28 protein-coding genes, 1 pseudogene and 1 CRISPR repeat array are annotated in these 26,831 nt (G+C 42.5%); of the genes and pseudogenes, 7 read left to right on the forward strand and 22 right to left on the reverse strand.

Going from position 1 to position 26,831, the window contains the following annotated elements:
* Nucleotides 1–281 precede the first annotated feature (281 nt).
* The 3 genes from ACESTK_RS04580 to ACESTK_RS04590 form a co-directional block, all read right to left on the reverse strand.
* On the reverse strand, nucleotides 282–2,051 hold the full coding sequence (locus ACESTK_RS04580) for a Na/Pi cotransporter family protein (protein ID WP_373118891.1): 1,770 nt from the start codon (nucleotides 2,049–2,051) through the stop codon (nucleotides 282–284).
* 408 nt (nucleotides 2,052–2,459) lie between these two features.
* Nucleotides 2,460–2,960, reverse strand: coding sequence for a transcription elongation factor GreA (gene greA, locus ACESTK_RS04585; RefSeq protein WP_118582273.1), 501 nt, complete (start codon nucleotides 2,958–2,960; stop codon nucleotides 2,460–2,462).
* Nucleotides 2,961–3,091: 131 nt separating this feature from the next.
* A complete protein-coding gene (locus ACESTK_RS04590) occupies nucleotides 3,092–5,971 on the reverse strand; it encodes an NYN domain-containing protein (protein ID WP_373118942.1) in 2,880 nt (959 codons plus the stop codon).
* A gap of 368 nt (nucleotides 5,972–6,339) precedes the next feature.
* Between ACESTK_RS04590 and ACESTK_RS04595 the strand changes: the two genes are divergently transcribed.
* Both ACESTK_RS04595 and ACESTK_RS04600 read left to right on the forward strand, forming a co-directional pair.
* Nucleotides 6,340–7,560: an iron-containing alcohol dehydrogenase gene (locus ACESTK_RS04595; protein ID WP_195699072.1), complete on the forward strand. Its 1,221-nt coding sequence runs from the start codon at nucleotides 6,340–6,342 to the stop codon at nucleotides 7,558–7,560.
* Nucleotides 7,561–7,856: 296 nt separating this feature from the next.
* Complete coding sequence (locus ACESTK_RS04600; protein WP_226837032.1) at nucleotides 7,857–9,236, forward strand: aldehyde dehydrogenase; 1,380 nt, start codon at nucleotides 7,857–7,859, stop codon at nucleotides 9,234–9,236.
* 182 nt (nucleotides 9,237–9,418) lie between these two features.
* Nucleotides 9,419–9,916: a CRISPR direct-repeat array (repeat unit 36 nt; unit sequence GTTTAAATTCCTTCCGTATTAACAAGACTCTCAAAC).
* A 49-nt stretch (nucleotides 9,917–9,965) separates the two neighbouring features.
* On the opposite strand, the pseudogene csn2 reads toward ACESTK_RS04600, so the two are convergent.
* The 16 genes and pseudogenes from csn2 to ACESTK_RS04680 all read right to left on the reverse strand — a co-directional run bounded on the left by csn2 (nucleotide 9,966) and on the right by ACESTK_RS04680 (nucleotide 22,034).
* A pseudogene (csn2, locus tag ACESTK_RS04605) lies at nucleotides 9,966–10,615 on the reverse strand (type II-A CRISPR-associated protein Csn2).
* Nucleotides 10,616–10,638: 23 nt separating this feature from the next.
* Nucleotides 10,639–10,944: a CRISPR-associated endonuclease Cas2 gene (cas2, locus tag ACESTK_RS04610; protein WP_226837031.1), complete on the reverse strand. Its 306-nt coding sequence runs from the start codon at nucleotides 10,942–10,944 to the stop codon at nucleotides 10,639–10,641.
* 4 nt (nucleotides 10,945–10,948) lie between these two features.
* Entirely contained in the window at nucleotides 10,949–11,824 is an 876-nt protein-coding gene (cas1, locus tag ACESTK_RS04615; RefSeq protein ID WP_226837029.1) for a type II CRISPR-associated endonuclease Cas1, read from the reverse strand.
* Between the two features lie 17 nt (nucleotides 11,825–11,841).
* Nucleotides 11,842–12,423, reverse strand: a complete 582-nt coding sequence (locus tag ACESTK_RS04620) for a Cas9 endonuclease PAM-interacting domain-containing protein (RefSeq protein WP_373118896.1) — start codon at nucleotides 12,421–12,423, stop codon at nucleotides 11,842–11,844.
* A gap of 142 nt (nucleotides 12,424–12,565) precedes the next feature.
* Entirely contained in the window at nucleotides 12,566–13,870 is a 1,305-nt protein-coding gene (locus ACESTK_RS04625; RefSeq protein WP_117613365.1) for a tyrosine-type recombinase/integrase, read from the reverse strand.
* A 3-nt stretch (nucleotides 13,871–13,873) separates the two neighbouring features.
* Nucleotides 13,874–14,110: a helix-turn-helix domain-containing protein gene (locus ACESTK_RS04630; protein WP_065532041.1), complete on the reverse strand. Its 237-nt coding sequence runs from the start codon at nucleotides 14,108–14,110 to the stop codon at nucleotides 13,874–13,876.
* A 422-nt stretch (nucleotides 14,111–14,532) separates the two neighbouring features.
* Nucleotides 14,533–14,793, reverse strand: a complete 261-nt coding sequence (locus ACESTK_RS04635; RefSeq protein WP_022263773.1) for a helix-turn-helix domain-containing protein — start codon at nucleotides 14,791–14,793, stop codon at nucleotides 14,533–14,535.
* Nucleotides 14,774–15,214, reverse strand: a complete 441-nt coding sequence (locus ACESTK_RS04640; RefSeq protein WP_065532039.1) for an RNA polymerase sigma factor — start codon at nucleotides 15,212–15,214, stop codon at nucleotides 14,774–14,776. Before ACESTK_RS04640 ends, ACESTK_RS04635 begins: the two co-directional genes overlap by 20 nt.
* Nucleotides 15,215–15,678: 464 nt before the next feature.
* Nucleotides 15,679–16,638 carry a D-alanyl-D-alanine carboxypeptidase family protein gene (locus ACESTK_RS04645; RefSeq protein WP_373118901.1) on the reverse strand — a complete coding sequence of 320 codons (960 nt, stop codon included), beginning with the start codon at nucleotides 16,636–16,638 and terminating at the stop codon, nucleotides 15,679–15,681.
* 44 nt (nucleotides 16,639–16,682) lie between these two features.
* Complete coding sequence (locus ACESTK_RS04650) at nucleotides 16,683–17,174, reverse strand: hypothetical protein (protein ID WP_373118904.1); 492 nt, start codon at nucleotides 17,172–17,174, stop codon at nucleotides 16,683–16,685.
* Between the two features lie 29 nt (nucleotides 17,175–17,203).
* A complete protein-coding gene (locus ACESTK_RS04655) occupies nucleotides 17,204–18,391 on the reverse strand; it encodes an ABC transporter permease (RefSeq protein WP_005422943.1) in 1,188 nt (395 codons plus the stop codon).
* Nucleotides 18,381–19,094, reverse strand: coding sequence for an ABC transporter ATP-binding protein (locus ACESTK_RS04660; protein ID WP_005422944.1), 714 nt, complete (start codon nucleotides 19,092–19,094; stop codon nucleotides 18,381–18,383). The genes ACESTK_RS04655 and ACESTK_RS04660 overlap by 11 nt, the downstream gene beginning before the upstream one ends.
* Before the next feature lie 8 nt (nucleotides 19,095–19,102).
* A complete protein-coding gene (locus ACESTK_RS04665) occupies nucleotides 19,103–19,933 on the reverse strand; it encodes a hypothetical protein (protein WP_233435094.1) in 831 nt (276 codons plus the stop codon).
* Nucleotides 19,934–20,085: 152 nt separating this feature from the next.
* The gene (locus ACESTK_RS04670; protein ID WP_005422949.1) at nucleotides 20,086–21,174 is read right to left on the reverse strand and encodes a sensor histidine kinase KdpD; all 1,089 of its coding nucleotides are present in this window, start codon (nucleotides 21,172–21,174) and stop codon (nucleotides 20,086–20,088) included.
* On the reverse strand, nucleotides 21,161–21,859 hold the full coding sequence (gene vanR / locus ACESTK_RS04675; protein WP_373118907.1) for a VanR-ABDEGLN family response regulator transcription factor: 699 nt from the start codon (nucleotides 21,857–21,859) through the stop codon (nucleotides 21,161–21,163). The genes ACESTK_RS04670 and vanR overlap by 14 nt, the downstream gene beginning before the upstream one ends.
* A complete protein-coding gene (locus ACESTK_RS04680; protein WP_005422953.1) occupies nucleotides 21,852–22,034 on the reverse strand; it encodes a helix-turn-helix domain-containing protein in 183 nt (60 codons plus the stop codon). Before ACESTK_RS04680 ends, vanR begins: the two co-directional genes overlap by 8 nt.
* 160 nt (nucleotides 22,035–22,194) lie before the next feature.
* Between ACESTK_RS04680 and ACESTK_RS04685 the strand changes: the two genes are divergently transcribed.
* From ACESTK_RS04685 to ACESTK_RS04705, 5 genes are all read left to right on the forward strand, one after another.
* On the forward strand, nucleotides 22,195–22,554 hold the full coding sequence (locus ACESTK_RS04685; protein WP_173907081.1) for a helix-turn-helix transcriptional regulator: 360 nt from the start codon (nucleotides 22,195–22,197) through the stop codon (nucleotides 22,552–22,554).
* Between the two features lie 244 nt (nucleotides 22,555–22,798).
* The gene (mobC, locus tag ACESTK_RS04690; protein WP_005422959.1) at nucleotides 22,799–23,128 is read left to right on the forward strand and encodes a plasmid mobilization relaxosome protein MobC; all 330 of its coding nucleotides are present in this window, start codon (nucleotides 22,799–22,801) and stop codon (nucleotides 23,126–23,128) included.
* Nucleotides 23,089–24,429 carry a relaxase/mobilization nuclease domain-containing protein gene (locus tag ACESTK_RS04695; RefSeq protein WP_117688306.1) on the forward strand — a complete coding sequence of 447 codons (1,341 nt, stop codon included), beginning with the start codon at nucleotides 23,089–23,091 and terminating at the stop codon, nucleotides 24,427–24,429. Before mobC ends, ACESTK_RS04695 begins: the two co-directional genes overlap by 40 nt.
* Before the next feature lie 92 nt (nucleotides 24,430–24,521).
* A complete protein-coding gene (locus ACESTK_RS04700) occupies nucleotides 24,522–24,752 on the forward strand; it encodes a helix-turn-helix domain-containing protein (protein WP_117688307.1) in 231 nt (76 codons plus the stop codon).
* 4 nt (nucleotides 24,753–24,756) lie between these two features.
* Complete coding sequence (locus ACESTK_RS04705; RefSeq protein WP_005928622.1) at nucleotides 24,757–25,125, forward strand: DUF6050 family protein; 369 nt, start codon at nucleotides 24,757–24,759, stop codon at nucleotides 25,123–25,125.
* Nucleotides 25,126–25,302: 177 nt separating this feature from the next.
* Here ACESTK_RS04705 and ACESTK_RS04710 read toward each other — a convergent pair whose 3' ends face one another.
* Genes ACESTK_RS04710 through ACESTK_RS04720 form a run of 3 tightly spaced genes read right to left on the reverse strand, consistent with a single transcriptional unit; the run spans nucleotide 25,303 to nucleotide 26,827 of the window.
* Nucleotides 25,303–25,668, reverse strand: a complete 366-nt coding sequence (locus ACESTK_RS04710; protein ID WP_117688308.1) for a cysteine-rich VLP domain-containing protein — start codon at nucleotides 25,666–25,668, stop codon at nucleotides 25,303–25,305.
* Nucleotides 25,665–25,871, reverse strand: coding sequence for a transposon-transfer assisting family protein (locus ACESTK_RS04715; RefSeq protein WP_178105368.1), 207 nt, complete (start codon nucleotides 25,869–25,871; stop codon nucleotides 25,665–25,667). Before ACESTK_RS04715 ends, ACESTK_RS04710 begins: the two co-directional genes overlap by 4 nt.
* Nucleotides 25,872–25,873: 2 nt before the next feature.
* Nucleotides 25,874–26,827: a hypothetical protein gene (locus ACESTK_RS04720; RefSeq protein WP_117688310.1), complete on the reverse strand. Its 954-nt coding sequence runs from the start codon at nucleotides 26,825–26,827 to the stop codon at nucleotides 25,874–25,876.
* Nucleotides 26,828–26,831 lie beyond the last annotated feature (4 nt).

A 26,831-nucleotide genomic window follows, 5' to 3' on the forward strand; every position in this document is an offset into this window, starting at 1 on the left:
CCCATGTCTTACCTATTTTTTACATTACCTGTAAATCATCATTATTTCTTAGTATACGTACTTTTTTCCCCTTATACAAGTGCACAACTGTAAAGTCACGGTAAAAAGCAGGAAAACAGGTTACCGTTCACGACCTGGCCAGTGACACGCTTCGCGATGCACAGAAATCATGCATTCGCATGTTTTCGCGCCGCAAAAATTATATTACCAGTCGCTGCCTCCGGAAATAATTCTCACAGGAATTTTTCCAGAGCAGCAACTGGCAACATCTACTCTCCCGGTTACGGAAGCATATAGTTCACACGGGCAACCTCCAGTTCGTGATGGAAATGTTCTCCCGGTGCATTTTTTACAGTGTCAAGGTGACTGTGGGTATCATAGAGATCCTCATGCACCTGAGTCACACAGACTCCGATATTGGAACAATGATCTGCGATTCTCTCCAGGCTGGTTGTAATGTCAGAAAGCACAAATCCCATCTCTATTGTACATTCTCCGGCACGAAGACGATTTACATGGCGTCTTTTCAGCTCACGGCTTAGCTCATCGATTACTTCTTCCAGAGGCTCAATTTCTTCGGCTGCTCTCATGTCCTGGTTTGCAAAAACGCTATACGCTTTTTCCACAATATCCGACACGGCTTTTTCCATAATGTGAAGTTCCTGCACTGCCTTGTCTGAAAAGCGGGCATTTTTTTCTGAAATTTCCTTTGCAGATTTCATAATGCTAAGGGCGTGGTCGGAAATACGTTCAAAATCTCCGATACAGTGAAGCATAATGGACAAGCTGTGGCTGTCTTCCAGAGAAAGATCTTTCTGATTTAACTTGATCAGATAGGTTCCCAGTTCGTCCTCATAGCGGTCAACCTTTGCTTCAATCTTTTCCACACGGAAAGCTGTCTCCTCCTGGAAATCATCCAGCAAGCCAAAGGAAAGGTTCAAAGCGGTTTTGGACTGCTCTGCCATTTTCCTGGCAGCTGTTTTGCTCTGCTCAATAGCAATACCAGGATTACTGAGAAAACGGGATTCCAGGATCATAAACTCCTGATCTTCTGCGGAAATAACTTTCTCCTCTTTTGTATCACGGACAGTTGCACATGCCATTTTTACAAGCATATCTCCAAATGGAAGAAGTACAAGTGTTGCAATGATGTTAAAGGCACTGTGGATCACTGCGATGCCGGCAGGACCTGCCACTTCTTTAATGAAAGAGAAATGTAAAAATCCATTCAGCACATAGAATACAACCATAAATGTAACAGTTCCTACAATATTGAAGTACAGATGAACGATTGCTGCACGTTTTGCATTCTTAGTAGCACCGATTGAAGAAAGCATTGCTGTAATACAGGTTCCAATATTCTGTCCCATGATAATCGGAAGCGCTGCTCCGTAACGGACTGCACCAGTTACACAAAGCGCCTGGAGAATACCAACAGAAGCTGATGAAGACTGAATAACAGCAGTCAGAAGTGCACCGGCCAGCACACCTAAAACAGGGTTGGAGAACTTCAGAAGGATGTTTGTAAATTCCGGTACCTCTGCCAGAGGTTTTACGGCACCGCTCATGGTATTCATACCGAACATCAGCACTGCGAAACCAACCAAAATGTTTCCAATATCTTTCTTCTTTTCATCATGAAGGAAGACAATAAAAACAACTCCGATCAATGCCAGAATCGGTGAAAATGAGTTTGGGTTCAAAAGTCTTACAAAGAAATTGGAGCTTTCAATTCCTGCCAGGCTGAGGATCCATGCGGTAACAGTAGTACCGATATTTGCGCCCATAATAAAGCCAACAGCCTGAGACAGATGCATGATTCCCGAGTTTACGAAGCCGACTACCATAACTGTGGTTGCCGATGAAGACTGAATGATTGCAGTAACTGCTGCACCAACCAAAACTGCTTTCACACGGTTAGATGAAAGGTTTTCCAGAATCTTTTCCAGTTTACCGCCGGAAAGCTTTTCCAGACCGTCTCCCATTACCTGCATTCCATAAAGGAACATCGCCAGTCCGCCGACCAATGTCAGAATGCTAAAAAAATCCATTACGTTTCCTCTCCTTTTTTATCCTTTTAAAAGTTTATTGGGTTCTTAATTTCTTTTGTTTACAAAACCAATATAAGTGGGCTATGTAAAGTTTCGGGTGAGAAGAATGTTAAATATATGTAAAATACTTTACAATCTTGGATTTTCTTATACAGGAAAAATGTAAAGCCAGGCTGTTGAAAATGTAAAATATTTGTTTGATAGTTGATTTTACCGTATTTTCCAAATTTTACATTCAAAAAAATCCCCCAGGAAACATGAAGAATAATTTTACAATTATCGTTGCATATCTCATGAGGGATTTTTATATAATACGTGTAATGATTCAGTATCTTCACTGTTACACACTTCGCGGAATAACATCATCAGACTCGTTCTAGAGCATGTTTGAACAAGGCTCTGATACCTTTAAAATCCTCGGATTTCCTCTTCCTCTGAATGGGTTTTATCGATGGAGCGGATTTCCAGAAAGTAACTGTAACTATCATTTACCTTTACTTCCACTCTGTCGCCAATCTTATGACCTTTCAGTGCCATGCCAATCGGAGAGTCAATACTGATTCTGTTCTCCATGGAATTTCCCCGAATGGAAGTAACAAGCTTATATTTCTCAACCTCGTCATCTTCCTCAAAATAAACTTCTACAATGTCATCCATTCCAACCTCGTCACTGCAGGATTTATCAGAAACGATGGTTGCTGTTTTTAACATATTCTCCAGATAGCGGATGCGACTCTCGTTCTGGTTCTTATGACGCTTGGCAGCGTAGTATTCAAAATTCTCACTTAAATCGCCCTGGGCACGTGCTTCCTTTACTGCCTCAATTGCCTCTTTGCGGACAACCAGCTTACGGTGCTCAATCTCCTGTTCAATTTTCTCTACGTCTTTTTTGGTGAGCTTCTCTCTCATTTTTATACATCTCCTTTATAGCTGCAACACCACTTTGCACACCACCTTAACAGATGGCAAAGAGTTTGTCAAATTGCCAATGGAAAACATTAATTCCAATAATGCTATTGTTCACTCCATGAACAGAAACCCTATAATTTCTTTTTCCCCAGTCGGACTTCTTCCATCAGCTTCGCAGTCTCAGCATCTGCATGATCAAAGAGATAGGTATGACTGGACTGGCGGTGCTGATGCCATTCCTGGCGGAGCTGCTTTCTGGTCTCTTCGATTTCTTCTTTCAGACCTCTTGCGGAAATACGACTGGCGCCCTGCCCCATAATGATAATCTGTTCCAGTCCGTCTGAAGTAGCAACCGTTACCTGATGCTGTCTGCCGATTTTGTGGACTGTTTTTTCAATATATTGATCGGCAGTCTCCGCTTCTTTTGTGTAAACCACATGAATATTGTGATAAGTAAGCACTTCCTCCTGGTGTCCCTCCACCTTGTAAGCATCAAATACAAGAATCAAAGTACATTTCTTATATCCCTGATAATTACTTAAAATATCCATCAGCTTCGTCTGTGCTGCACGGACATCCGCATCTGCCAGTTCTTTCAGCTCCGGCCAGGCAAAAATAATGTTGTAACCATCCACAAGAAGGTATTCTTCCTGGTCTTTTTTTGCAGAAGAACTGCTGCCAGAATAAGATAGGGCACTTACCACTTTTTTATAAGAAGACACACGGTCTCTTTTCACCGGACCAAAGGTACGCTCAAAAATGGCCTGAAGTTCTTTGTCATCCTCATAGCTTCCACGGTAGGCAGATTCCGGCGGCTGGTAACCACTTCCCGCACGGCTTCCACTTCCAGATGTATTTCCGGCAGTTCCTGTACTGCCAGCTCCATTGCGTGCTGAATTTCTGGCACTTTGAGCAGTACCGTCTCCACTTGCAGGATTTCCAAAGCCTGATGCAGCATCCTCCCAGTCTTCCTCACTGAGATCATCCTCAAACTCTGCCATAATCCCAGTATCCAGGTGCATATACTCTTCCACTTCATACCATGGCACCACAAATCCAGCTCCATGGGCACAAAATACAGACCCGGTAGGATTATCCAGATCCCGCTCAGAATCGTAGCCGATCTGTTCCACGATCTCATCTTGATTTTTACAAGGCTCATATCCTTTTAAACTGCAGAACAGTCTTCCCATTCCCCTTGTATAAGAAACTACTTCTTTCTGGTAATCGCGCATAGTCGAAACAGGCGCTTTTCCCTTCAAAATAGCGGTATTTTCCTCTGTCTCCATAGGAAGAAGAGTTCCCTGCATTTTCTGGATATCATTCATTGCACGGCCAACAACCTCCACCGGCACTTCCAGCCGAAATTCATAGTAAGGCTCCAGCAGAACATTCTGTGCTTTCTTAAGCCCCTGACGGATAGCCCGATAAGTAGCCTGACGGAAATCTCCGCCTTCTGTGTGTTTCTGGTGGGCCCGTCCGGTAAGCAGGGTAATCTGCATATCTGTGATCGGTGCACCAGTCAGCACTCCTCTGTGTTCCTTTTCTTCCAGATGGGTGAGGATCAGTCTCTGCCAGTTCCGGTCCAGCACATCCTCACTGCAGGCGGTAAAAAACTGCATTCCGCTTCCTTGCTCCCCTGGTTCCAGAAGAAGGTGAACTTCCGCATAATGGCGCAAAGGCTCAAAATGTCCCACACCTTCCACAGGTGCTGCAATGGTCTCTTTATATACAATATTTCCCGTTCCAAAATCCACAGCCACATGGAACCGCTCCCAGATCAGCCTTTTCAAGATCTCGATCTGCACGTCTCCCATGAGCATGGCGTGGATTTCTCCCAGCTGCTCGTCCCACACAATATGAAGCTGAGGATCTTCCTCTTCCAGTTCTCTCAGCTTCTTCAGCATCTGGTGCACATCGCAGCCTTCCGGCAAAATGATCTGATAGTTCAGTACCGGCTCCAGTACTGGCATATTGGAATTCTCTGTCACGCCAAGTCCCTGTCCTGGAAAAGTATGGGAAAGACCTGTCACTGCGCACACGGTTCCCGCGGGCACTTCTTTCACCAATTCAAATCTGGCGCCAGAATAAATCCGAATCTGGTCTGCCTTTTCCTCCCATACTTCCTCTCCCGCAGCCACATTTCCCTTGCTGGTAATAAGAAGTTCTTTTACTTTCAGTGTCCCGCCTGTAACCTTCATATAGGAAAGACGGTTTCCCTGATCGTCTCTGGCGATCTTATAAACCTTCGCACCAAAAGCCTCAGGATATACCGGACATCTAGTGTACCTGTCCAGTCCGTGGATCAGCTTCTCCACCCCTTCCATTCTCAGTGCAGAGCCAAAATAGCATGGAAAAACCTTTCGATCTGCGATCAGACCGGTAATCTCTCCCCTGGATACTTCTCCTGTTTCCAGATATTTTTCCAGCAGTTTCTCGTCACACATGGCAAGGCTCTCCAGAAATTCTTCTGAAAATTTATTTTCCATCAAATTCTGCTGTTCTTTTTCACCAGTCGGTAATTCCGGTTCCAAATCTCCATCAGCATTTTCATTTTCTGAAAAATCCATGCAGTTCTCATTCAGCCTTTTTTTCAATTCAGTCAAAAGAGCATCGTGGTCCGTTCCATCCTGATCCATTTTGTTCACAAAAATAAATGTGGGGATCTGGTACCGCTCAAGCAATTTCCATAAAGTCACCGTATGTCCCTGCACACCATCTGCACCGTTAATCAAAAGCACTGCATAGTCCAGGACCTGCAAGGTACGTTCCATCTCTGCAGAAAAATCCACATGCCCAGGCGTATCCAGAATGGTAACTCTTGTTTCCGGGAATTCCAGCACTGCCTGCTTGGAAAAAATCGTGATTCCCCGCTCGCGCTCAAGGGGAGAGGTATCCAGATATGCATCCTTGTGATCCACTCTTCCAAGCTTTCGTATCTTGCCGCTTAAATATAAAAGTGCTTCTGACAATGTAGTTTTTCCTGCATCTACATGAGCCAGCAGCCCCATACAAATATTTTTCTTTATTTTCTCTGACTGTTCACCCACGAAAACGCCTCCTGCTGTAAAAATCTCTTGTTTCAGTATATCACAACAGAAGGCGCCAGTCGAGACACAGGTGTTTATTTCATTATTTTCAATAAATCACCAGAGCGTGTTATGCTATGAACGCCAAAATTTGTTTTATAATAAAATTGTTTTATCTTTACAATATTTGATAACATGGTATAATTCATACGTGATAAAAAAAGTACAATAATAAAGTAATTATTCCACAAAGCATGTAGCTGTGAAGGTACTGAACAATTACACAATAGAACCGATTGATACAACGTTATATTTTAGAGCGTGTATCAACAGAAAGTGAGAACTTCCATATGAATCCCTTAAAAAAAATATACTGTCGGATTTTTCAGAATGTATTCAAATTTGCCCTTCCATTCCTGCCATACCGAAATCCTGAGATCATCAGCAGTCTGAAAGCCGTTCCCGATGTGCTGAAAAAGAAAAAATGTAAAAATGTGCTGATTATTACAGATGCAGGAATCCATAAGCTTGGTCTTACAGACCGCCTTGAAAAAGTGTTGACAGACAGCAGCATTCCCTATATCCTTTATGACAAAACAGTAGCAAATCCTACCACTGTGAATGTGGCTGAGGCACTTGAACTTTATCATGAAAATAACTGTCAGGCCATTATAGGCTTCGGCGGAGGCTCCAGTATGGACTGCGCCAAGGCAGTAGGTGCCAGAGTCGCCAAACCTCATCAGTCTCTTGCAAAGATGAAAGGAATCCTGAAAGTGCACAAAAAGCTTCCACTTCTTATCGCCGTTCCAACCACTGCAGGAACCGGAAGCGAAACTACACTGGCAGCGGTAATTGTGGACGCCGAAACCCGGCATAAATATGCCATCAATGACTTCCCGCTGATTCCCCGATACGCTGTGCTTGACCCCAAGGTCACATTAAGCCTTCCACCATTCATCACCGCTACTACAGGTATGGACGCACTCACCCACGCAGTGGAAGCTTATATTGGTAATTCCACTACACCAGGCACTCGTAAAAATGCCCGGGATGCAGTGCAGCTGATTTTCGAAAATCTGGACACTGCTTACACCGACGGAAGCAATAAAGAAGCGCGCCGGAATATGCTCCGCGCCTCTTATTTCGCTGGCTGCGCTTTTACAAAATCCTATGTAGGCTATGTACATGCAGTTGCCCATTCTCTGGGAGGACAATACAATGTTCCACATGGACTTGCCAACGCTGTACTTCTCCCTTATGTTCTGGAAGCTTACGGAAAAACGATTTATAAGAAGCTGGCAGCCCTTGCTGTTGCCGCCGGTGTTGCCTCCAAAGAAACACCGGAAGAAGAAGCCGCATTAAACTTTATCCAGGCGGTCAAAGACATGAAGGCCCGCTTCGGAATCGGCGATACCATCCCGGAAATCCAAGAAGAAGACATTCCGAAGCTATCCCATTATGCGGACAAAGAGGCGAATCCGCTGTATCCGGTACCGGTACTGATGGATGCACAGGAGCTGGAGAAATTTTATTATATGCTGATACCGGCTAAAGAAAACACAGTGCAATAAAAAGCTGGTAAAATGCCATATTGTCACCTTTATAACATTACATGAATTAATCTCAATTTAAATGAGTGTCAAAAGGTCTTTTGACACTCATTTGATACCCGGATTGCTACGCAGCTACGCTGCTCCCGCAATCCTCCAAATATTCGAAATCCGCTGATTTACTGCGTAAATCGCTACTTTCTCATATTTGGCGTGTCCCAAACTCAAAAGCCTTATCGTGCAAGCACGAACAGCTTTTTGACCTTTTGACACTGGTATCATCAAATAAATTATAAATACTCAGAAAGGACTTTCCCATGACCCAGGAAGCAATCCAGGAAATCATCCGCAAGCAGCGGAACTATTTTTATACAGGTGCTACCTTAAATATTGACTTTCGCATCACTGCCCTGAAAAAGCTGCAAACCTCCATCCAGTCCCACCAGGAGCAGATCAATGCTGCCCTGAAGTCAGACCTTGGAAAAAGCAGCTTCGAGAGCTATATGTGCGAATCCGGTCTCGTTCTCAGTGAGATTACCTATATGCTGAAGCACATCCGCTCTCTTTCCAAAGAAAAAACAGTGCACACACCACTTGCCCAGTTTCATTCCAGAAGTTACATGAAGCCGTCCCCATACGGTGTCACCCTGATCATGAGTCCATGGAACTATCCCTTCCTTCTCACCTTTGATCCACTGGTAGACGCCATCGCCGCCGGAAACACTGCAGTATTAAAACCCAGCGCCTATTCTCCTGCCACCAGCAATATCATCTGCGAAATCGTCCGCGAATGTTTTCCGGAAGAATATGTAGCCGTTGTTATGGGTGGACGCCAGGAAAACTCCTGCCTTCTCCAGGAGCACTTTGACTACATCTTTTTCACCGGCAGCCAGGCTGTGGGAAAAGAGGTTATGCGCCATGCCAGCGAGCACCTCACTCCTGTTACCCTGGAGCTTGGGGGAAAAAGCCCCTGCATTGTAGATAAATCTGCAAATATCAAGCTTGCCGCCAAACGTATTGTATTTGGAAAATATCTGAATTGTGGACAAACCTGCGTAGCCCCTGACTACATTTACTGCCACAGAGAAGTGAAGGATGAGCTTCTGAAGCAGATTCAGAAACAGCTTCGTAAGCAATTTGGTAAGTCGCCTCTGGATAACAAAAATTACGGAAAGATCATCAACGAAAAGCATTTCAACCGCATTTTGAACCTGATCGATCCTGCCAAGGTTGTCTGTGGCGGCAATGCCTGTCCGGAGACTTTACAGATCGAGCCTACAGTCATGGACCAGGTAACCTTCGAAGATGCCGTAATGCAGGAAGAAATTTTCGGTCCGGTAATGCCTGTCCTTACCTTTAATTCCATAGATGAAGTAATCCGAAATGTAAATTCCATGGCACATCCTCTGGCTTTTTACATTTTTGCCCAGGACAAAGCCATCTGCGAAAAAGTCACCTCTGAATGTGGCTTCGGCGGTGGCTGTATCAATGATGTGATCATTCACCTCGCCACCAGCGAAATGCCATTCGGCGGTTTCGGGGAAAGCGGTATGGGAGGCTATCACGGTCAGAAAGGCTTCGAAACCTTTTCCCATTACAAGAGCATTGTAGACAAAAAGACATGGATCGACCTGCCGATGAGATATCAGCCTTACAGACGGATTTACGACAAACTGATACACCTGTTTCTGAAATAATATAACAAAAGGACCGCAGCCTTACATCATTGATATAAACGCGGTCCTTTTGAATTTCATCCACCTCTTCAATTTTGGATTCCCAGGAAAAGTCTTTTGCATTGCTGCTTTTTTCTAATAATGCCAGGATTTCCTGCTCTGTATCTCTGTCATACTCTTTTTGATATTTTATGCTGGTTTTTAGCGTAATTCCTTCCGTATTAACAAGACTCTCAAACGCCCGCAAGGGCTGACAAACGACGACGAAAGTTTAAATTCCTTCCGTATTAACAAGACTCTCAAACAGCGCCAGTCTACTGATCCTCTATTGGACTGTTTAAATTCCTTCCGTATTAACAAGACTCTCAAACTGGACGGACTGTTAAACAGCATGCAGGGGCGTTTAAATTCCTTCCGTATTAACAAGACTCTCAAACCAACTTCTTCTCAGCTTCTTGACGGGTGAGGTTTAAATTCCTTCCGTATTAACAAGACTCTCAAACCTTGTCAGTTGATCCGAAACCACCGTTACGGTTTAAATTCCTTCCGTATTAACAAGACTCTCAAACATACCCACAGGATACCATTATTATTCTGTTGTTTAAATTCCTTCCGTATTAACAAGACTCTCAAACTGCTGCACGATAACCCTTGACGTTGGAATCGTTTAAATTCCTTCCGTATTAACAAGACTCTCAAACCTCAAATCCGATTCTCACCGAGTCATTACTATCTTTCGACAGATAGCTGTTAATACGACAGGTCCAGTACACAAAGATCCTTATCCACGATTATATATCTGTCACCTTCGATTGGGTTGGTTTTTATTCCTTCCAAATTGACCAGACAAGTTTTCGTGTAAAAACAATGTTTATAAATTTCTCTCAGATCCTCTATACCGAAATATTGCTTTAGATTCAGCACAAACACAATGTCTGTATTGCAGATTGTTTTCATAGCTCTCAGATAATCTATAAATTTTTCTGCAAGACTATGATAACAGGAATCCACATGTACATTACAATATTTTATCAGCCCTGCTGCCGGAAAATCAATATCAAATGTGAGATTATATGCAGAAGTATTCACAATCTTATCCATAAAGCATAAAATCTGTTGATTCACGCTTGCAAATTCTTCTGCGTAATCTTCTGAGATTGTCTCTGACAGATTCTTATAAAGTTTGGATAAAATTTTTTCTCATTACAATTAACCATCAGAGGATTGCTGACCATGATTGCTTTTCTCTCCAGAGAGAGTTCCTTTTCAATATCTGAAAGAATAAAGTCTCCTTCTTCCCCTTCTACCTGTTTACTAACATTGTATACAACTTCTGCAAATCGTTCCGGTGTCTCGATGGTCAGATTCAGAACCTGATTTTCATATAGTTCTATTTCCATCCCTAATCTGGTATTCACAAGTCTCAAAGGATTACCACCCTTTCATCTGTATCCAGGATCTCACTCTTTTTCGTACCGATGATAAATTCCATCTTTCCAAATTGCTTTTCTGTTATCTTCAACACCTGCACCAGTCCATCTGCCGGCTTATTTTTTCTTATATTTTCCACAATCGCATCCGCCATCGTGGAATTTTGCGCAAGTTTACAATATACAGACTCCTGCATCATCAAAAATCCGGTTTTTAGCAAATATTTATGAAATTCCCTGTAATCTTTCCTGTTTGCACTGGTAATCACCGGCAGGTCAAAAAATACCATTACTCTCATATATCTATAACTCATTTGTTTTATAAAATTTTATCTGTGATATATCATTATCGTTTAATGCGTCAAAAACACTCTTGGTGTAGATTCTGATTGCGTTTGTCAAGTATTCGTTTCGGTTAGCTATAGTCACTTCTTCCTTCAGCAATGAGATCATCTCATGTTTCTCTTCTTTTTCAAAGAATGGAAATGCCATCCTTTTTACTTTCAGATCTACAAATGGACGAAATGGCTCCATCAGATCACATGCCAGATTAAACTGGTTAAATACATTATCGTGAAACAAACCAAGCTGTGTGATATAACCATTTGCCACCACACAACGATTAAACGCAGACAATAATAACGAATATCCGTAATTCAAAGCTACATTGGTAACATTCTCCGCACTTCTGGTAAAATCCATTCCGAACAGGGCATTGAAGTACACTTTTGCTGCATGTCCCTCCCGGTTCGTGGCATCCCCAAATTCGATTTCACTGATATAGCCGTAAAGCTGATCCGCTTCCTTCCGTTCCCATATTTTCAGATGCTGTGCCTGCTTTCGTATCTTCTCCGTTACGATTTCTGTCCATACGTGTTTCTTGATATCCTCCGACCAGGCAATCTGATTTCTGACCTTCAGCGACGTATCGTGAGCGCCGTAATAACCAATCAATTCAGAAGATGGATTTCTTTTTTCATCACAAAAGACTACTTTTATCTTTTTCTTTGTCAGTTCACACAAAAGAGCGGCGGTCAGTGAAACTGCTGTTGATTCAACCATTAAGTTCTCAATTTCTGAAAGATGAATCTTAGTCACATCATCTTTACGAATCACCAAATAATCCATCTGATAATCCAGCTTTGCCGTACTGGATATTACCACTGTCCGCCAGCTCATAAACATTCCCCCCATTCTTACATATGCAGTAAATCCTCTTCTTTTTTATACATTCCGGTAATCGAATAATGGATCAGTTTCAATTCTGTTGCATCTGTCATATTTCCGGAGATTCGTATTCTTCCTACTTCTTTTTGGCCGCCGATTGCCTGCAGCGAAAATGTTCCTTTTTGAAAAGAGGTATACTCAACAATATCACATAAAAGCATCACTTGTTGTTCTATGCCAAGAAGTTTAAAAGAGCTTTCTCCATTTTCCAGACATGTTCCTATACATTTTGGATGATCCGCATAGATTGCATGCAAATGTTTCGTTGTCAATTCCTGATATAATTCCAGATTTTTCTCCCCTGTTACTTTTTCATCCCAGCGCAGACTCATTTTTTGCTTTTCTGACAACAACATCGCTGCACGTAGTCTTTCCAGCTTACAAATATATTGTACATAAGGATATTTCAGGCACATCGCCGTCGCATTGGAAAATTCCACATTCTTTCTTGCATCCATTCCTACAATATATAAAAAATAGTAGAATTTTTCTCTCTCGCACAAGATGAATAGAAGCCCGTTAAGGGATAGGAAAACGCCGAAAACCCGCATGAACACTACGTTTTTGTGAGTTGTCGGCGTTTCTTTTACCCTCTGTTTTCATGGTGCTTTTTCCGTAAATGGTGCCCAAATGGTGCCCAAATTCCACGCGGGCATATAAAAGGTTGTAAAGAGCAGTAAAGAGATACAGCGGTTAAAGGTCTATTTCGCTGTGTTTTTTCTTTGCTGCCCGTTTTCCTTTTTTCGGCTCGGCTTCCTTTGGTTTCTCCGGGGCTGCTTTTTCCACCGCGCTATGGTAAGCGTCCAAAACTTCTTTTTTTCGTTCAAGCCGCACGTCCACATAACGGGCGGTAACAGCTTCAAAGTTCATGGAAAGCCCAAGCGACGCGCCGATACCCGCAAGCGTATGCCCCAAGACTTCGCCAACCGTATAGAAGTCGCCTGTCAGTTGGTGCATATTGGTCGCTGCCGTATGTCGTAAATCGTGAAAACGAATGTGCGGCATATCCAAATCTTCAAGCAGCTTTCCAAATTGAGAGGACACCCACGACGCGGCGATAGGTGCGCCGTCCGGCTTTGCTACAACAAGGTCATTGTCATAGTAAGGCTTTCCGTCTTTTGCTGCCTGTTCTTTCTGTACTTCCTGCATGGCAAGCTGTTTGAGGAAGAACGGGCGGGCAAGCTCCGTAATGGGTAGCTTTCTGCCGTTGGATTTCGGCGGTGCCATTTCTTCAATGACTTTTGTTTTTGGCGGTACCTTGAAAGGTAGCTGCTCGGTAACATCAAAGGTGTTGTTCTCCAAATCCACATTGCGCCAACGCAAGCCTAAGATTTCAGAACGGCGCATACCGTAAAGCCCGCCCAAGATAACAGGCATTTCCCAAACAGTACCCTCGACGCGCTGCATTAAGGCTTTCACCTGTTCCGGCGTGTAAGGGTCAGGGGTCTTGTCGCCTTTCCCAAACTTCGTAAGGGTATCTTTTGCCGCGTTGGTTTCGATATAGCGGTATTTGCGGGCATGGCTCAACGCCACACTCAAAACACGTTTTGCCCCGGCTGCGGTGGACGGCTTCAAGCCTTTGTCTATAATCTGCTGAAACATCTTGTCTACCATAGCAGGGGTAAGCTGATTGAGGGTAACGCCGCCGATATACGGATTGATATAGTTTGCAATCGTCTTTTTATACCCGTCATAAGTAGAGGGGCGCAAGTTCACTCTTGCATAGCTTTCCACCCAGTCATTGAGATAGGCAGCGACAGTCTGTTTCCTCTGTGAAGTAATAGAAGCAACTTGCCCCGGATTTTGGAGCTTCGTTTTCATTTCCGCTTCATGCTGTGCTGCTTCCTTTTTGGTGGCAAAGCCCTTTTTTGCATACGACTTCTTTTTTCCGTCCGGGGCGGTGTACTTTATGTTTACGTCGTAGACTGTGCCGGGTCGTCCGGTCAGTACGCCGTTGCTGTCGCGTTTGTTTTTTACCTGTCTTGTTGAGATTGCCATAACTTAACCCCCTTGCTCTGCCGGGGGCTTTACGGCGGTTTTCGCTCGCTCGTACCAATCCCATATAGCGGTATCGGCAATCAAGCGGCGGTTTCCGTTTTGAACGTATTCCAGTTCGCCGTTATCCATAAGCTCGCGTAATTTATTTTCTCCAATACCGCTAACCTTGCTCATTTGCTCTACTGTTTTCAGCATAGGCAAAACAGGGGCGGCATGGTTTGTAGTTTCCTTTTTAGCCATAGGAATACCCCCTTTCAAAATGGCTCAAAGGTATGTTTTTGAATAAAAGGGGCTTTAATCGAACGGCTATTAGCATAGCTCCACGAGAATTTCACTCCTGCATGGTTCTCACGCAGCCCTACCCATTGCCTGCGACGCTTCTAACGCTCGGACTGTGGCTGTAAGGGAGTATCATTATCCCTCTTGTGTGTCGTCGCCCGCAAGCTGCTGACTTGCTTTGCGGTGTAGTGTTGTTCGCTCGTTCCCGAAAGGGAAGTCATGGCGCACCCGCCGTATGGCTCGGCACAAAAGGAACGTATCCGATTTGCCCTATACTGCGTCGCCGTTCTCTTGCGCCGCTTTCTTTTTCAAAGAACAAGATGGCTGTTCTGCTTGCCGTAAAACGGAAAAGGGGTTACAAGACGTTTTACGGTCATGCTCAACTATTCATCAGCCCGAAATGTGAGGATAGCCCTCATCAGTCTTGCTTGCAGCCGTTCCCGTATGTCCTCGTCAACGCCATAGTAGACGTTGCCGCGCTCGTCGTAGAGCTTCCGCATGGACAGGCTCGCTATGTAGCCGCTGAAATGCTGCAAGACTATTTTCATAGCGTCCGGGTCGCCTTTGCTCGCCGCCACAATGACGGGATAGGGAACAAGGGCGATTTCCGGGTAGTCGGATTGTTTACCATTCTTCCCATTCATCAGCGTGTCCCTCCAAATATTTCTTTAACAGTTCAAAAGAGCTTGTCCGTCTGTACTGTATCGTGCTGCGCGACGTATTGAACATCTTTCCGATTTCCACGTCGGTCATGCCCTCGAAATAGTACAGCAGGATAGCAGTCCTTTTTTCCTCCGGCAAAGTGCGGATTGCTTCAAGCAGCAGTTTCGGGGTTATCTCTTTTCCTGCCATTTGATAACGCGGTTCAGCTTCTTCGTCTTGAAAATACTTGTCAACGGTGTAAAGCTGCCGTTCCTCATGCAAGGCAAGGTCGCAAAACGATACTTCCCGTTTCCTGCGTCGCCGGATTTCGTCGTGGGCGTTGCACGCTTCGTTGTGCAGCACCCGTTTACAGAAACTTTGAAAGGCACATTGCTTTTGAAATTCTCTGCGATTAGGTTCCATGTTCTCACCTCCTTTCTGTCGAAAGGTGGTAGTACCTCCCCTTTTCGCGTGATAATACAGACGACTTTTTCAAACGCCGGACGAAAGCAAAAATTTCTTTGAAAAAAGTTCTGTAAAATGCAAAATGCGCCCATCTGCAAGGCGCAGACAGACGCAAAGGAAACATAAAAAGTATTTAGATGATGTGATTGTTCATCTTTATGCCCGAAATACCCCGTTGCAGGGGATAGACTTTTTTTGATAATTGGGGGAATGTCGATTTGTGTCGATAAGTTGATAAGTGCATGGCGGCTACCTCCTAAAGCCGCCATGCCTTTACATGGTAGAGGGTCGTCGTTGGAATTTAGATGGATAAAAAGAAACGGCGGCTCTGATAATCAAAGCCGCCGAAATAGAGTAGGCGCGTGAAAATGTGTCTGCTCTGCGACGGCTTTTTTTCTTTTGCCGTCGTCCGGCAGATGAAATCATTTAGTTAAATAGTCAGATTCATCTATTGTTTTAAGAATATAATTCACATCATCATATCTTGAAGAATCCGATTGAGAGCCTAAACTACATATTAAAAATTCCTTTCCATGTTGTTGATAAAGAACAACTAAATTATAGTCATTAGATAAGGAACCTGTCTTGATACCTTTAACATTTTCATTGTAATATTCTGATGTTTGGTCAAGAAAAGTATTAGTATTCCTCCATGTCTGCGTACTTCCGTCAGGTAAAGTAGCTGTATAATTACTCTTTGAAACAATATCTCTAAACCATTGCTTCTCTAAAAGGTGAGTAGATACTGATTTTAGGTCTGAAACGGTAGTGAGAGCATTGACATCATATCCGCTTGGGTCATATAAAATTGTGTTTTCATACCCTTGATTTTGTAAGTAATTATTTAGATGTTCCATAAAAACATTAATACGTTCTTGACTATTCTTAGCTTGTGGTGAAAGAATAGAACCACAATAATCCGCGACTACATAAGCAGCGTCATTTCCAGATGGAACCAACATGGCAGCAAACAAATTGTGGAGAAAATATTTTTTCGCGTCTATATTCGCAACAGATGAACCAGGTTTAGTTAATTGGATTGCTTCATAATTTGCAGGAACAATACTATCTAAATCCGCAAGTGTTGCTGCGTATTCAATGACAAATAATTTGGCTAAGCTGGCAGGAAGCTGTTGCTCGTTTTCTCGCTTTGAAATAAATATATTGTCATTAGAAAGGTCAACTAATATGAGGGATTTTGCATTATAAAAATCTTGAAAGAAAATTCCATTCAGCCAAGAGTTGATTTTATTCTTCTCATCGCGAAAATTGTCAGGTTTCATTGCCCACGGTATGAAAAATACACCTGCTATCGTTACAGCAGTAAGGAAAACAAAAAATATTCCGAAACGAGACGTCCTTCTCTTGTATTTTCTTTTCATAAATTGCACCTCCGACAGTAATCAGTCAGATTTAATAGGTAAATCTAATTGGCATAATTTGCTCTTATACTTTCTGTAAATCCAGAGGGGTCACCTAATTTTGCTTTATCTATATTTTCGCGCAAATAATTACGAGTTGCGTCATCACACCGGTCTATTCCCATATATGGCATGTCGAAGGCTTTTTCCAATTCTTCTAATGCTTTTTGGGCTCGCTCTGGATCTGTATTATAAGTATCAAGCCATTCTTTCATCCATGAATATTCCCACAAATAAGAAGCTCTCGTTTCTCCATAACCAACCTGAAAGGAAGCTCCTGTATCTTCATCTTCCAGTTTATCAGGAAGTGTAATGCCATCAGGCCAATTCAAACTGTCAATGGTTGCAAGATATTCTTCTTCAATGTGTGCAAAATCCGTGAGTCCTCTTGAAGTAGAATTTGTTTCAGAATTTGAACAACCTGTAAACATCAGACATACCAATAAAGAAAGCATTGCTCCTAAAAAAATCGTTGTTTTCATAGATAATATTTTCATGTTTTTCCTCCAATTTTATAAAATTTATTTTATCTAAGCGCCAATGCAGGTTCAAGCTTTGCAGCTTTTAACGCTGGCAATAGTCCTCCAAGCAACGCTACAACAACGGATGTTATAACAGCTACCACTGCCGAAAGAATAGGATATTCCAGTGCCGCTACGGGAGAATCCACAGGCAGAAATAACCCCATGCCTTGAACCAAGAAAAAGGATATCAGGATTGAAACAATACAAACAAACACTGATATAGTTAATTGTGCGCCTAACACTAAAGTAACAATATTCGCACGAGAAGCGCCAATCGCCCGTCTAATTAGTAATTCGTGAGTACGTTGTTCCAAGGATGATAACCCTATGTTAATTTGTCCTAATACAGAAACAAATAACAATAAAAATGATGTTACCAAAAGTCCTAATTGAAGTACAGAAAGTACGGAATTATAAGTATCTCCAATATCACTTTTCCCTATGATATCCAAATTTCCTCCTATTGTATCTTCTAAAATGTCATGTAATGACGAATACATCTGTCTCATGGTAATTCCCGCTTCTGAATGCCAATGAACAGTTGCATTTTTTACTTTCCACATATTCGGAACAAGTAGTTCTATTGAATGGGCGTCAAGATATACAGTTGGTATATCTGTCCCGTCATTCACAGTACCTACCACATTAAATGGTGTTAATGAAAGACTACTTTCTACATTTCCAACAGCATATGAAGTATCAAAATAATTCTGTGCTGCTTTATTTACTACCATGCACAGAGTTTTATTTATTTCCGAAGAATCAAACCAATCCCCTGATGACATAGGCAAATTATAGATTTTGTTATATGTGCTTGTAGTAAAAACAACATCTACGGGTACAGTCTTTTTGTAAACAGTGTCACTTATGTCTTGTAGAGAAGAGACAGACGCTACTGGAGCAACTGTTATCTCTTCCAGCATGGAAAAGGTAACAGCCACAAAATGATCAGTATTGTAAATTTCTCGAAAAAAATTCTCCATTTTAATGGTATCTTGAAAATCTGATCCTGTAATTGAAAAAGAATATGTAGGACTCCATCCATACATCTGTGCATTGACAGAAATCAAATATTCTTTACCAAGCGTTCCCACCAAGACAGAACTAATCATTGCAATAATTCCTACAAACATCGATATACCTGTTAAGATATTTCTTAGAGGAGAAATACGAAGGTCTTTAAGAATCATATTTAACACATTGAAGCCTCCCTCCGTCCATTTCAAAAATTGTATTACAAGTCTTTGCAATATCGAGGTCATGAGTTACTATTAAAAGCATAATGCCATTTTTAAGCACAACTTGATGTAAAAGGTCCATAATTTGTTTTCCGGTTTTTTTATCTAAAGCACCAGTAGGTTCATCACATAAAATGGCTTCCGGCGATACTGCAAGTGCGCGGGCAATCGCCACTCTTTGTTGTTCGCCTCCTGATAAATTAGATGGATAATCATTTTCTTTTCCTTCTAATCCAACACTTTGCAAAAGATTTCGTATTGCTTCTTTCCGCTGTCTTGTATTCATTTTCTTTTTGGAATAAAGTAAAGGAAGCTCAATATTTTCCCAAACTCTTAAATGTTTAATTAAAGAATAGTTTTGAAAAACAAAACCGATATTACTTGCTCGAAGCATAGATAGCTGGCTATCTGTTAAAGTGGAAACAGACATACCATTATAAAGAAATTCGCCTTGATATGAGTGGTTGAGTAAACCTATAATTGATATAAGGCTTGTTTTTCCTGAACCCGATTTGCCTACAATAGCATAGCTGTTTCCTCGCTTTAGTTCCATATTTGCTTTGTTTACAGTTACTAAGGTATCACCATTATTCAAATTAACAGTCGCTACCAAGTTTTTTATTTGAATTAAATTTCCTCCATTCGTTTTTTCCATGTTACAAATTACTCCTTACTCCTTGGGTCAAGGTTTGGGGGAATAGAAGAAATTGTATCGCCCTCATTTACACCCGACAATATTTCTATATATGCACCATCAGTTGCACCCAGCATAACTTCTGTTTGAATTTGTTTTCCGTCATTTATTACGGTTACCATTCCCTTACCTTGTCTGCCCGCAATGACTGAAAGTGGTAACAAAAGCACATCTTTTCTAGTTTCGGCTGTTATGACAACGGTAGCACTTTGTCCGGGTTTTACATCAATATCTTTTCCAATTAAACATTGCAATGTGCTTTCTGCATTTTCTGATACTGGTACTACAACTGCAATCGCTTCCGTAGGTCCCACACCATCAACTACTTGAAACTTTGCTTTTAATGCTGCATTTTCCGGCAATATTTTCAAAAAATTTTCAGCTTCAATATTGAGAGCAAAACCTGTGTACTTAGCTGTTGCTAAGGGATAATTTTTGGGAACACTCTCATTAGATGAGATAATAGAAAGAATCGTTGCGTCAACTGGGGATTTTATTTCTTCTTCAGATACTTTCCCAATCACACCACCCTCAGTAATTTTGTTGCCGGCTGAGGAACAGGCTTCAAAAGTACCCTCAACAGAAGAACATAAAACAAAATCCAAAGCCGGAATAATAGTTGTGTGAGCAGATACCGTTGGAGTAAGATTACCGCGAGTAACGGATACCGTTTCAACGGATTGTACTTTTGGATTTACGTTACTGGTTTCATTTTTCTGCTCGTCAAAACAACAGGCAGATAACACAATTATTATCATACATAGCATAGGTAACGCCATAATTCGATTTTGGTATTTCACCAACATACCTCCTTGTTATTGTATATTATATTTCGTTTAAAGATAAAAGGCTTTCACCTTGATACAATAATTATATCAAAATAAAAGCCTTAATTTTGATGATTGTTCGCAAGAAAATCCTCTTTTTTGCTACGGAATTTCTTACGATTTTCCTACGAAAGTGGAAGTGTAACTATAAATTTTATACACTCGTCTTTACTATGAGCAACAATAGTCCCCTTATGTAGTTCTACAATATGTTTCGCAATCGCAAGTCCCAATCCGGCACCACCACTTGTAGTATTTCTTGATGTGTCAACTCGGTAAAACTGCTCAAATATTAGTTTTAGTTTTTCTTCTGCGATAGGATTCCCAAAATTTTCAAAAGTAATTACAATAGTGTTCTCTTGAAGTTCTGTGGTTATTGCAACTTCTGTATCTGTATAACTGTAAATTACCGCATTACGCAAGAGATTATCGAACACACGTTGTATTTTGTTTGCGTCGCAATGTAGCATAATGTCGCTTGTACTATTGAGAGTACATTTCAAATTTTTTTCCTTTAATATGGGCTTAAATTCATAGATAAGTTGTTCTAATAAACGGGTCAAATTTATGTTGCTGTATTGTAATGTTATGTTAGATAAGTTAAATCGTGTGATTTCAAAAAACTCGTTTATCAAATCTTCAAGACGTTCTGCTTTATCAAGAGAAATAGAAAGATACTTTTCTCTTAACTCCTGTGATATTTGTTGTTCATCATCATGCAGTAGTGTTAGATAGCCAATGACGGAAGAAAGCGGCGTTTTCAAATCATGTGCAAGGTACATAATCAAATCATTCTTGCGCTGTTCATTTTCCTGTGCAAGTCGCGCATTGTTTTCTGCTTCTTGCTTTAAGCGATTTATGTTGATAGCAATTTCGCTTAGTTCCGGTGAGAGTTCAATATAATCTACTGATTTATCAAATAGTTTTCCTGTTGCAGCTTGTAACTCGTAGACATAATTAACAACCTTTTTCAAAAGTTTATAAGTCAAATACAAAATGCAAACTACCCATAATATAAGCCCTACCATATAAACATAAAGTCCCCTATATATCAGGTAGTAATGTTCCACATATCTATCCAGTACCCAAGTAAGTCCCATATCTAACGAAACCGTACACACTAAGATAATTCCCGAACAAATTACACTCTGTAAGATATAACTTTTAAACAGGATTGTAAGCAGATAATTTTGTTCATTTTTATTCAATTTCATAACCTCCCCCCCAAACTGTTTTGATAAATTTTGGATTTTTGGCGGGTTCATTTAATTTTTCTCTAAGCCGCCCTATATGTGCCATTACGGTGTTGTTATTATCTAAATATTTTTCTTTCCAGATATTTTCAAATAGTTCCTCAGTTGAAACAACTTTGCCTTGATGTTCACATAAATACCAAAGGATTGAAAACTCGATAGGAGTTAAAGATATTTCTTTTCCGAACAAAAAGCATTTATGCGTGTCCTTATTGATAATCAATCCTCTAATGTCATATTCACTTTTTGGAAAAAACTGCTTTTTTGTTGGATTGTTGTACTTCTGATAGCGTCTTAACTGTGTTTTCACTCTTGCAATGACTTCAAGGGGATTAAAAGGTTTTGTTATATAATCATCGGCACCTATTGTTAGCCCCATTATTTTATCGCCATCATCAATTTTAGCTGTAAGCATAATAACAGGGAAATAATAATTTTCTCTAATTTTTTGGCAAATACGGAATCCGTCTATATCAGGAAGCATAACGTCCAATATCGCCAAATCAATTTCCGTTTTCTGAATACATTCCAATGCTTCAATTCCATTGTAATATTTGTGTACTATATAATTATCGTTTTTAAGATAAACTTCAAGTAAATCTGCTATCTCTTTTTCATCATCTACAACTAAAATTTTTTCATTCATTGTCTACACTCCTTTTTATCCTTTTATCAAATGGTTTTACTGCGCTCTTGGGTATCAACCACATATAACCGATTTTTGAAACACCAGGTATTCGATTTTCTTTACAAAGTATCTGCACACGCCGTTCAGAAATACCCCATTTTTCCGCTGCTTCGGGACAAGACATATATTCCATATCGTAACCGTCCTTTCTTCAAACATTATCAATATAATTATACTCGGATAACCGAATAATAGCAAGTACATGATATGCTCTATTTCTATCCATACTATGATGTGTGTAATCATATCTTGAAAGAGAGATGAAATATACAATGTAGTTGGGTGAAATGATTATGAAGCAGAGCAAAGAAAAGTTTGATTTTAAGGCTTTCGGACAGGCTATCAAAGCGGCAAGAAAAGCAAAGGGAATTTCCCGCAACCAGTTAGCGGATAAGCTGAACATTGCGCCGCGATATATCGCGTCCATTGAAAACAGCGGGCAGCACCCAAGTTTGCAGATTTTGTATGAGCTTGTAACCCTGCTTGACGTATCGGTAGACCAGTTCTTTTTCCCGGAACGGGAACAGGAAAAGTCCACACGCCGCCGTCAGCTTGATACCATGCTCAACGGCATGAGCGAAAAGGATTTGAAAATCCTGTCAGCTACCGCAAAAGGGATTGAGGAAGCCAACAACGAAATAACGGGGGAATAAAGTTCCCTCGTTTCTTCATAGAAAAAGCAGTTTGAAACGTCGCAGTTTGCGGCGTTTTTCTTTTGTCCTGCTTTGGCAAAATCAGATTTTCCATGTAGTAGGGATAAAGGGAGAAAGTTTCTTAGCAAGCATAGGAAAGGGGTACCCTTTCCGTATTTTCGCCCTCCTGCGCTGCGGCGCGTCGGTTGAAAATTGCTTGTTGGGAAGTGTCCCAAACCCTCGGAATGGAAAGGAGTGTGAGCCGATGAACGGCAGGAAACGGACAGTACAAATTAAATTCAGAGTAACAGAGGAAGAACGGGCGTTCATTGAACAGAAAATGCAGCTCGTCCCTACCCGGAACATGGAAGCCTACTTGCGGAAAATGGCAATCGACGGGTATATCATTCAGATAGACCATGCCGACATAAAAGCTATGACAGCGGAGATACAGAAAATCGGGGTCAATGTCAATCAGATTGCAAAGCGCGTCAATGCGACGGGCAGCGTCTACCAAGAGGATATAGAAGAAATCAAGGAGGTGCTTGCGGAGATATGGCGGTTACAAAGATTAAGCCTATTAAAAGCACGTTAAAAAAAGCCCTTGACTATATCCAAAACCCGGACAAGACGGACGGGAAAATGCTGGTGTCCTCGTTCGGGTGCAGCTATGAAACGGCAGATATTGAGTTCGGATTTACATTGTCGCAAGCTCTTGACAGAGGAAACAACCTCGCACACCATTTGATACAATCTTTTGAGCCGGGGGAAGTCGATTATGAGAAAGCCCATGAAATCGGAAAACAGCTTGCCGACGCGGTAACAAAGGGGCAATATGAATACGTCCTTACCACTCACATAGATAAAGGGCATATCCATAACCACATCATTTTTTGTGCGGTAAACTTTGTAGACTACCACAAGTATGTTTCCAACAAGCGCACCTATTACGGAATACGCAACATCAGCGACAGGCTGTGCCGGGAAAACGGCTTGTCCGTCCTTGTGCCGGAGAAAGGCGGCAAGGGAAAGAATTATGCGGTGTATAAGAAAGAGAAAACCGCCAAAGCAAAATTGAAACTTGCCGTCGATACCCTTATCCCCCAAGTGTCCGACTTTGAAGAATTGCTCGCGCGGTTACAGGCAGAAGGCTTCACAATCAAACGGGGAAAATATGTGTCCTGTTTGGTTCCGGGACAGGAACGGTTTACCCGTTTGAAAACCCTCGGCGCAGATTATACAGAGGAAGCAATCCGGGAACGGATAGAGGGCAAGCGTACCCGCACCGCCAAAGCTCCCAAGACAGAACGCGGCGTGTCCCTGCTCATTGATATTGAAAACAGTATCAAGGCGGCGCAGAGCCGGGGTTATGAACAATGGGCGAAAATCCACAATCTGAAACAGGCAGCTAAGACCATGAATTTTATTACGGAACACAAGATTGAACAATACACCGACTTGACCGCAAAAATCGCAGAGATACAGACAGAGAGCGAACAGGCGGCAGACGCATTAAAGAGCGCGGAAAAACGGCTTGCAGATATGGCGGTGCTTATCAAGAATGTTTCCACGTTCCAAAAGACAAAACCCGCCTATGACGCATACCGCAAAGCAAGAAATAAGGACAGTTACCGGGCAGCCCATGAGCGCGAAATCATCTTGCATGAAGCAGCGGCAAAGGCATTAAAGGCGGCGGGCGTTTCCAAGCTCCCGAACCTCACCGCGCTGCAATCGGAATATGAAAAGCTCCAGGAACAGAAAGAAGCCCTTTACGCCGACTATGGCAGACTGAAAAAACAGGTCAAAGAGTACGACGTTATCAAACAGAACATAGACAGCATTTTACGGCAGCCAAGAGAACCGGAACGGGAAAAAGGAAAAGAACGTGGGGAGTAGCTTTGTTCATACTTGTATGATATAATAGTTCCTATCAAAAACAGTAGTTACATACCAAAGTGATACATTTTCAGCAAAGGAAGTGTCAGAGAATGGAACAGGAAATGCCGGACTATGAAACGATACGCGCCGCCGTTGTGAGCGAAAAATGGGCGTTGGAAAAAGTGCTTGCTTGTTACGGTGACGAAATCAACCGCCTTGCAATGGTAAAAAAGCGTCAGCCGGACGGAAGCGTAAAAGAGGAAATCGACGACGATTTACGGCAAACGCTCATACTGAAACTGTTAGAAGCTATCCCACAATTCCCAATAGAAAAGGAGTGATACCATGACACGCGGGGAAATTTGGAAAGACTTTTTTAAGAGAACCGTTTTGCCCGCCGTTATCGCATTGTTTTTATTCTTCATGTTTAAGAACGTCTTTACAGAGGACGGGCAGACCAATTACTTTTATGTGTGGCTGTGCTGCGGTATTCCCTTTGGTATTCGCCGTATGTTCGTATGGCTTGTACCGCATGGGTATGACATAGCCGGAACGGTGGGTATCATTGCCCTCAACTTCATTTTGGGCGGCATTATCGGTGGGGTCATTTTGATATGGCGGCTCGTCGTGGCTGCATGGTATATCCCCCTTACGATATACCGTTTACTTACCACAGATAAGGGCGCAACCCCTCAAATCAACATGGAAAAATAGCAAAGGAAAAACCGGGACGCAGACAGTCAGTAAAGACTATCCGCGCCCCGGTTTTCTTATGGGTGCAGTTCTGAAATGTTACGTAGTAGAACGCCGTTTTTAAGGGAAAAGGTATAAAGCCCTTGCCCTATGAGGAAACGGTTGTCAGAAGCCTGTAAAACAAGGCTTTTTTCGCCCTTACCGCGTAACAAGAGCGCGCCGTTTTCTCATGCGCTCGGCTGCCTGTCTGCGGGTAATCCGCTTCCGACAGTCCGGGCAGTATTTGACGCTGTTAGAGGTGGACGCAAAGAACGCGCCGCACACGGTACATTTCTTTCTGTCCTCGGTCTGATAGAGTTCCGCATAGAGCAGCTTATCAAGAGGAAGTACGGCAATCCGAAACCACTTACAGAGCAGGGAATAGGAAATGAGCTGCGGGCATACGCAAGTGTCCCCGTCGTCCAGTAAAATACAGTTGCCATTCTCGCAGTTGCAGCACTCCTTTTTCACAAGGGTGTTTACCTTGCGGCTTTGTCGCGGCGACAGCCGCTTAATCCCGGTCATACTTCATCAGCAGGATAAACGGAAAGTTCTTTGTACTCGGCGTCGGTCAGCGCGTTCACTTTGGAAAGGGTGCGCTTTGCAAGCTCCCGTAATCCCGCGTCCATGTAAGGCAGCGCAGCGGTCATGTTCTCTATAAGCTGCGCCTTGCTTCCCTCATGGTAAATGCTCAAAAGGTTTGTTTCCTCAACAGTAAATCTATTCATGCTCATACCTCCAAATCGTGATTTTTTCTTTTTGCCGCTGCCTTTTTCGGGGCGGTTGTTTTCTTGTCTGCGGTAAGCTGCGCCCGGACAGAGGGGCGCGCTTTTCGGATATTCCGGCTTCTGTCCTCGCTTTTGTCTAAAAATGCAAAAGTGCCATGCCTGCCCTCAATCTTAGAAAAAGAAAGTGTTTTGTATGGCAGCATAGCAAACAGACGGTCGGTGTCCTTTGTAGAAGCTAACTGCATAAAGTAAGGCGAAAGCTCCACCATGAAATGTGTTTTGTTGGGGCTGTTAGGGCTGTCCTGCCGCTTCATTTCCGCTACAATGCGCTGTGCTTCGGCTTCAATCCGGCTGTCATGCAACGCGGTAATATGCGCCTTGAAATCCCCCGGCTTTAAGCGGTCATAGCTGTGCTTTTCCTCCCGCATGAGAAAATGCAATGCTTCCGGGTCATTAGGCTGCGCTTCAAAGCGTTCAAACTTCCCAAGCTGCGGGTCGGGGTTGCCGTCAAAATACATTCCGGCGGGCTGCACCCGTTCCCCATGCTCATAGAGCAGCGTGTAATTATCGGCGGGCAGAGATTTTTCGACTACTTCCCGGAAGTGCTGCGGATAGTCAAGCTCATAGAGATTGCCTTTGATTATCCCATTTTCTTTCCCGGTCAGCTCCACCGCATAGGCAAGGATTTTATCGCGGGTCTGCTCCCCATAAAACCGCCATGTGTTATGCTGCCTTGTGTCCTTTAGGAAAACGTCGCGTTCCCGGAAGCAGCACGTCCCCGACGGGCGGGAAAACCATAGCAGCCGTTTTTCTTCAGCAGCGGGTCTTGACGCTGCTTCTCGCAAAATCCGTTTGTCTATCTCAAAATCACTCTGATAGAAAGCGGTATTCTGTTTCATAATCGCTTCAAGGGAAGCGATAACGTCCACATTCTCAAACTTACTTAATTTACCCAATCGG

Origin of the sequence: Ruminococcus sp. Marseille-P328 (assembly GCF_964249465.1) — a bacterium.
GTDB lineage: Bacteria > Bacillota > Clostridia > Lachnospirales > Lachnospiraceae > Blautia_A > Blautia_A faecis.

Bases quoted from the DNA above. Each gene is read 5' to 3' on its own strand.
- ACESTK_RS04580 (WP_373118891.1), bottom strand. From the start codon at position 2,051: ATGGATTTTTTTAGCATTCTGACATTGGTCGGCGGACTGGCGATGTTC.
- greA (WP_118582273.1), bottom strand. From the start codon at position 2,960: ATGAGAGAGAAGCTCACCAAAAAAGACGTAGAGAAAATTGAACAGGAG.
- ACESTK_RS04590 (WP_373118942.1), bottom strand. From the start codon at position 5,971: ATGGGGCTGCTGGCTCATGTAGATGCAGGAAAAACTACATTGTCAGAA.
- ACESTK_RS04595 (WP_195699072.1), top strand. From the start codon at position 6,340: ATGAATCCCTTAAAAAAAATATACTGTCGGATTTTTCAGAATGTATTC.
- ACESTK_RS04600 (WP_226837032.1), top strand. From the start codon at position 7,857: ATGACCCAGGAAGCAATCCAGGAAATCATCCGCAAGCAGCGGAACTAT.
- cas2 (WP_226837031.1), bottom strand. From the start codon at position 10,944: ATGAGAGTAATGGTATTTTTTGACCTGCCGGTGATTACCAGTGCAAAC.
- cas1 (WP_226837029.1), bottom strand. From the start codon at position 11,824: ATGAGCTGGCGGACAGTGGTAATATCCAGTACGGCAAAGCTGGATTAT.
- ACESTK_RS04620 (WP_373118896.1), bottom strand. From the start codon at position 12,423: ATGCGGGTTTTCGGCGTTTTCCTATCCCTTAACGGGCTTCTATTCATC.
- ACESTK_RS04625 (WP_117613365.1), bottom strand. From the start codon at position 13,870: ATGGCAATCTCAACAAGACAGGTAAAAAACAAACGCGACAGCAACGGC.
- ACESTK_RS04630 (WP_065532041.1), bottom strand. From the start codon at position 14,110: ATGGCTAAAAAGGAAACTACAAACCATGCCGCCCCTGTTTTGCCTATG.
- ACESTK_RS04635 (WP_022263773.1), bottom strand. From the start codon at position 14,793: ATGAATGGGAAGAATGGTAAACAATCCGACTACCCGGAAATCGCCCTT.
- ACESTK_RS04640 (WP_065532039.1), bottom strand. From the start codon at position 15,214: ATGGAACCTAATCGCAGAGAATTTCAAAAGCAATGTGCCTTTCAAAGT.
- ACESTK_RS04645 (WP_373118901.1), bottom strand. From the start codon at position 16,638: ATGAAAAGAAAATACAAGAGAAGGACGTCTCGTTTCGGAATATTTTTT.
- ACESTK_RS04650 (WP_373118904.1), bottom strand. From the start codon at position 17,174: ATGAAAATATTATCTATGAAAACAACGATTTTTTTAGGAGCAATGCTT.
- ACESTK_RS04655 (WP_005422943.1), bottom strand. From the start codon at position 18,391: ATGATTCTTAAAGACCTTCGTATTTCTCCTCTAAGAAATATCTTAACA.
- ACESTK_RS04660 (WP_005422944.1), bottom strand. From the start codon at position 19,094: ATGGAAAAAACGAATGGAGGAAATTTAATTCAAATAAAAAACTTGGTA.
- ACESTK_RS04670 (WP_005422949.1), bottom strand. From the start codon at position 21,174: ATGAAATTGAATAAAAATGAACAAAATTATCTGCTTACAATCCTGTTT.
- vanR (WP_373118907.1), bottom strand. From the start codon at position 21,859: ATGAATGAAAAAATTTTAGTTGTAGATGATGAAAAAGAGATAGCAGAT.
- ACESTK_RS04680 (WP_005422953.1), bottom strand. From the start codon at position 22,034: ATGGAATATATGTCTTGTCCCGAAGCAGCGGAAAAATGGGGTATTTCT.
- ACESTK_RS04685 (WP_173907081.1), top strand. From the start codon at position 22,195: ATGAAGCAGAGCAAAGAAAAGTTTGATTTTAAGGCTTTCGGACAGGCT.
- mobC (WP_005422959.1), top strand. From the start codon at position 22,799: ATGAACGGCAGGAAACGGACAGTACAAATTAAATTCAGAGTAACAGAG.
- ACESTK_RS04695 (WP_117688306.1), top strand. From the start codon at position 23,089: ATGGCGGTTACAAAGATTAAGCCTATTAAAAGCACGTTAAAAAAAGCC.
- ACESTK_RS04700 (WP_117688307.1), top strand. From the start codon at position 24,522: ATGGAACAGGAAATGCCGGACTATGAAACGATACGCGCCGCCGTTGTG.
- ACESTK_RS04705 (WP_005928622.1), top strand. From the start codon at position 24,757: ATGACACGCGGGGAAATTTGGAAAGACTTTTTTAAGAGAACCGTTTTG.
- ACESTK_RS04710 (WP_117688308.1), bottom strand. From the start codon at position 25,668: ATGACCGGGATTAAGCGGCTGTCGCCGCGACAAAGCCGCAAGGTAAAC.
- ACESTK_RS04715 (WP_178105368.1), bottom strand. From the start codon at position 25,871: ATGAATAGATTTACTGTTGAGGAAACAAACCTTTTGAGCATTTACCAT.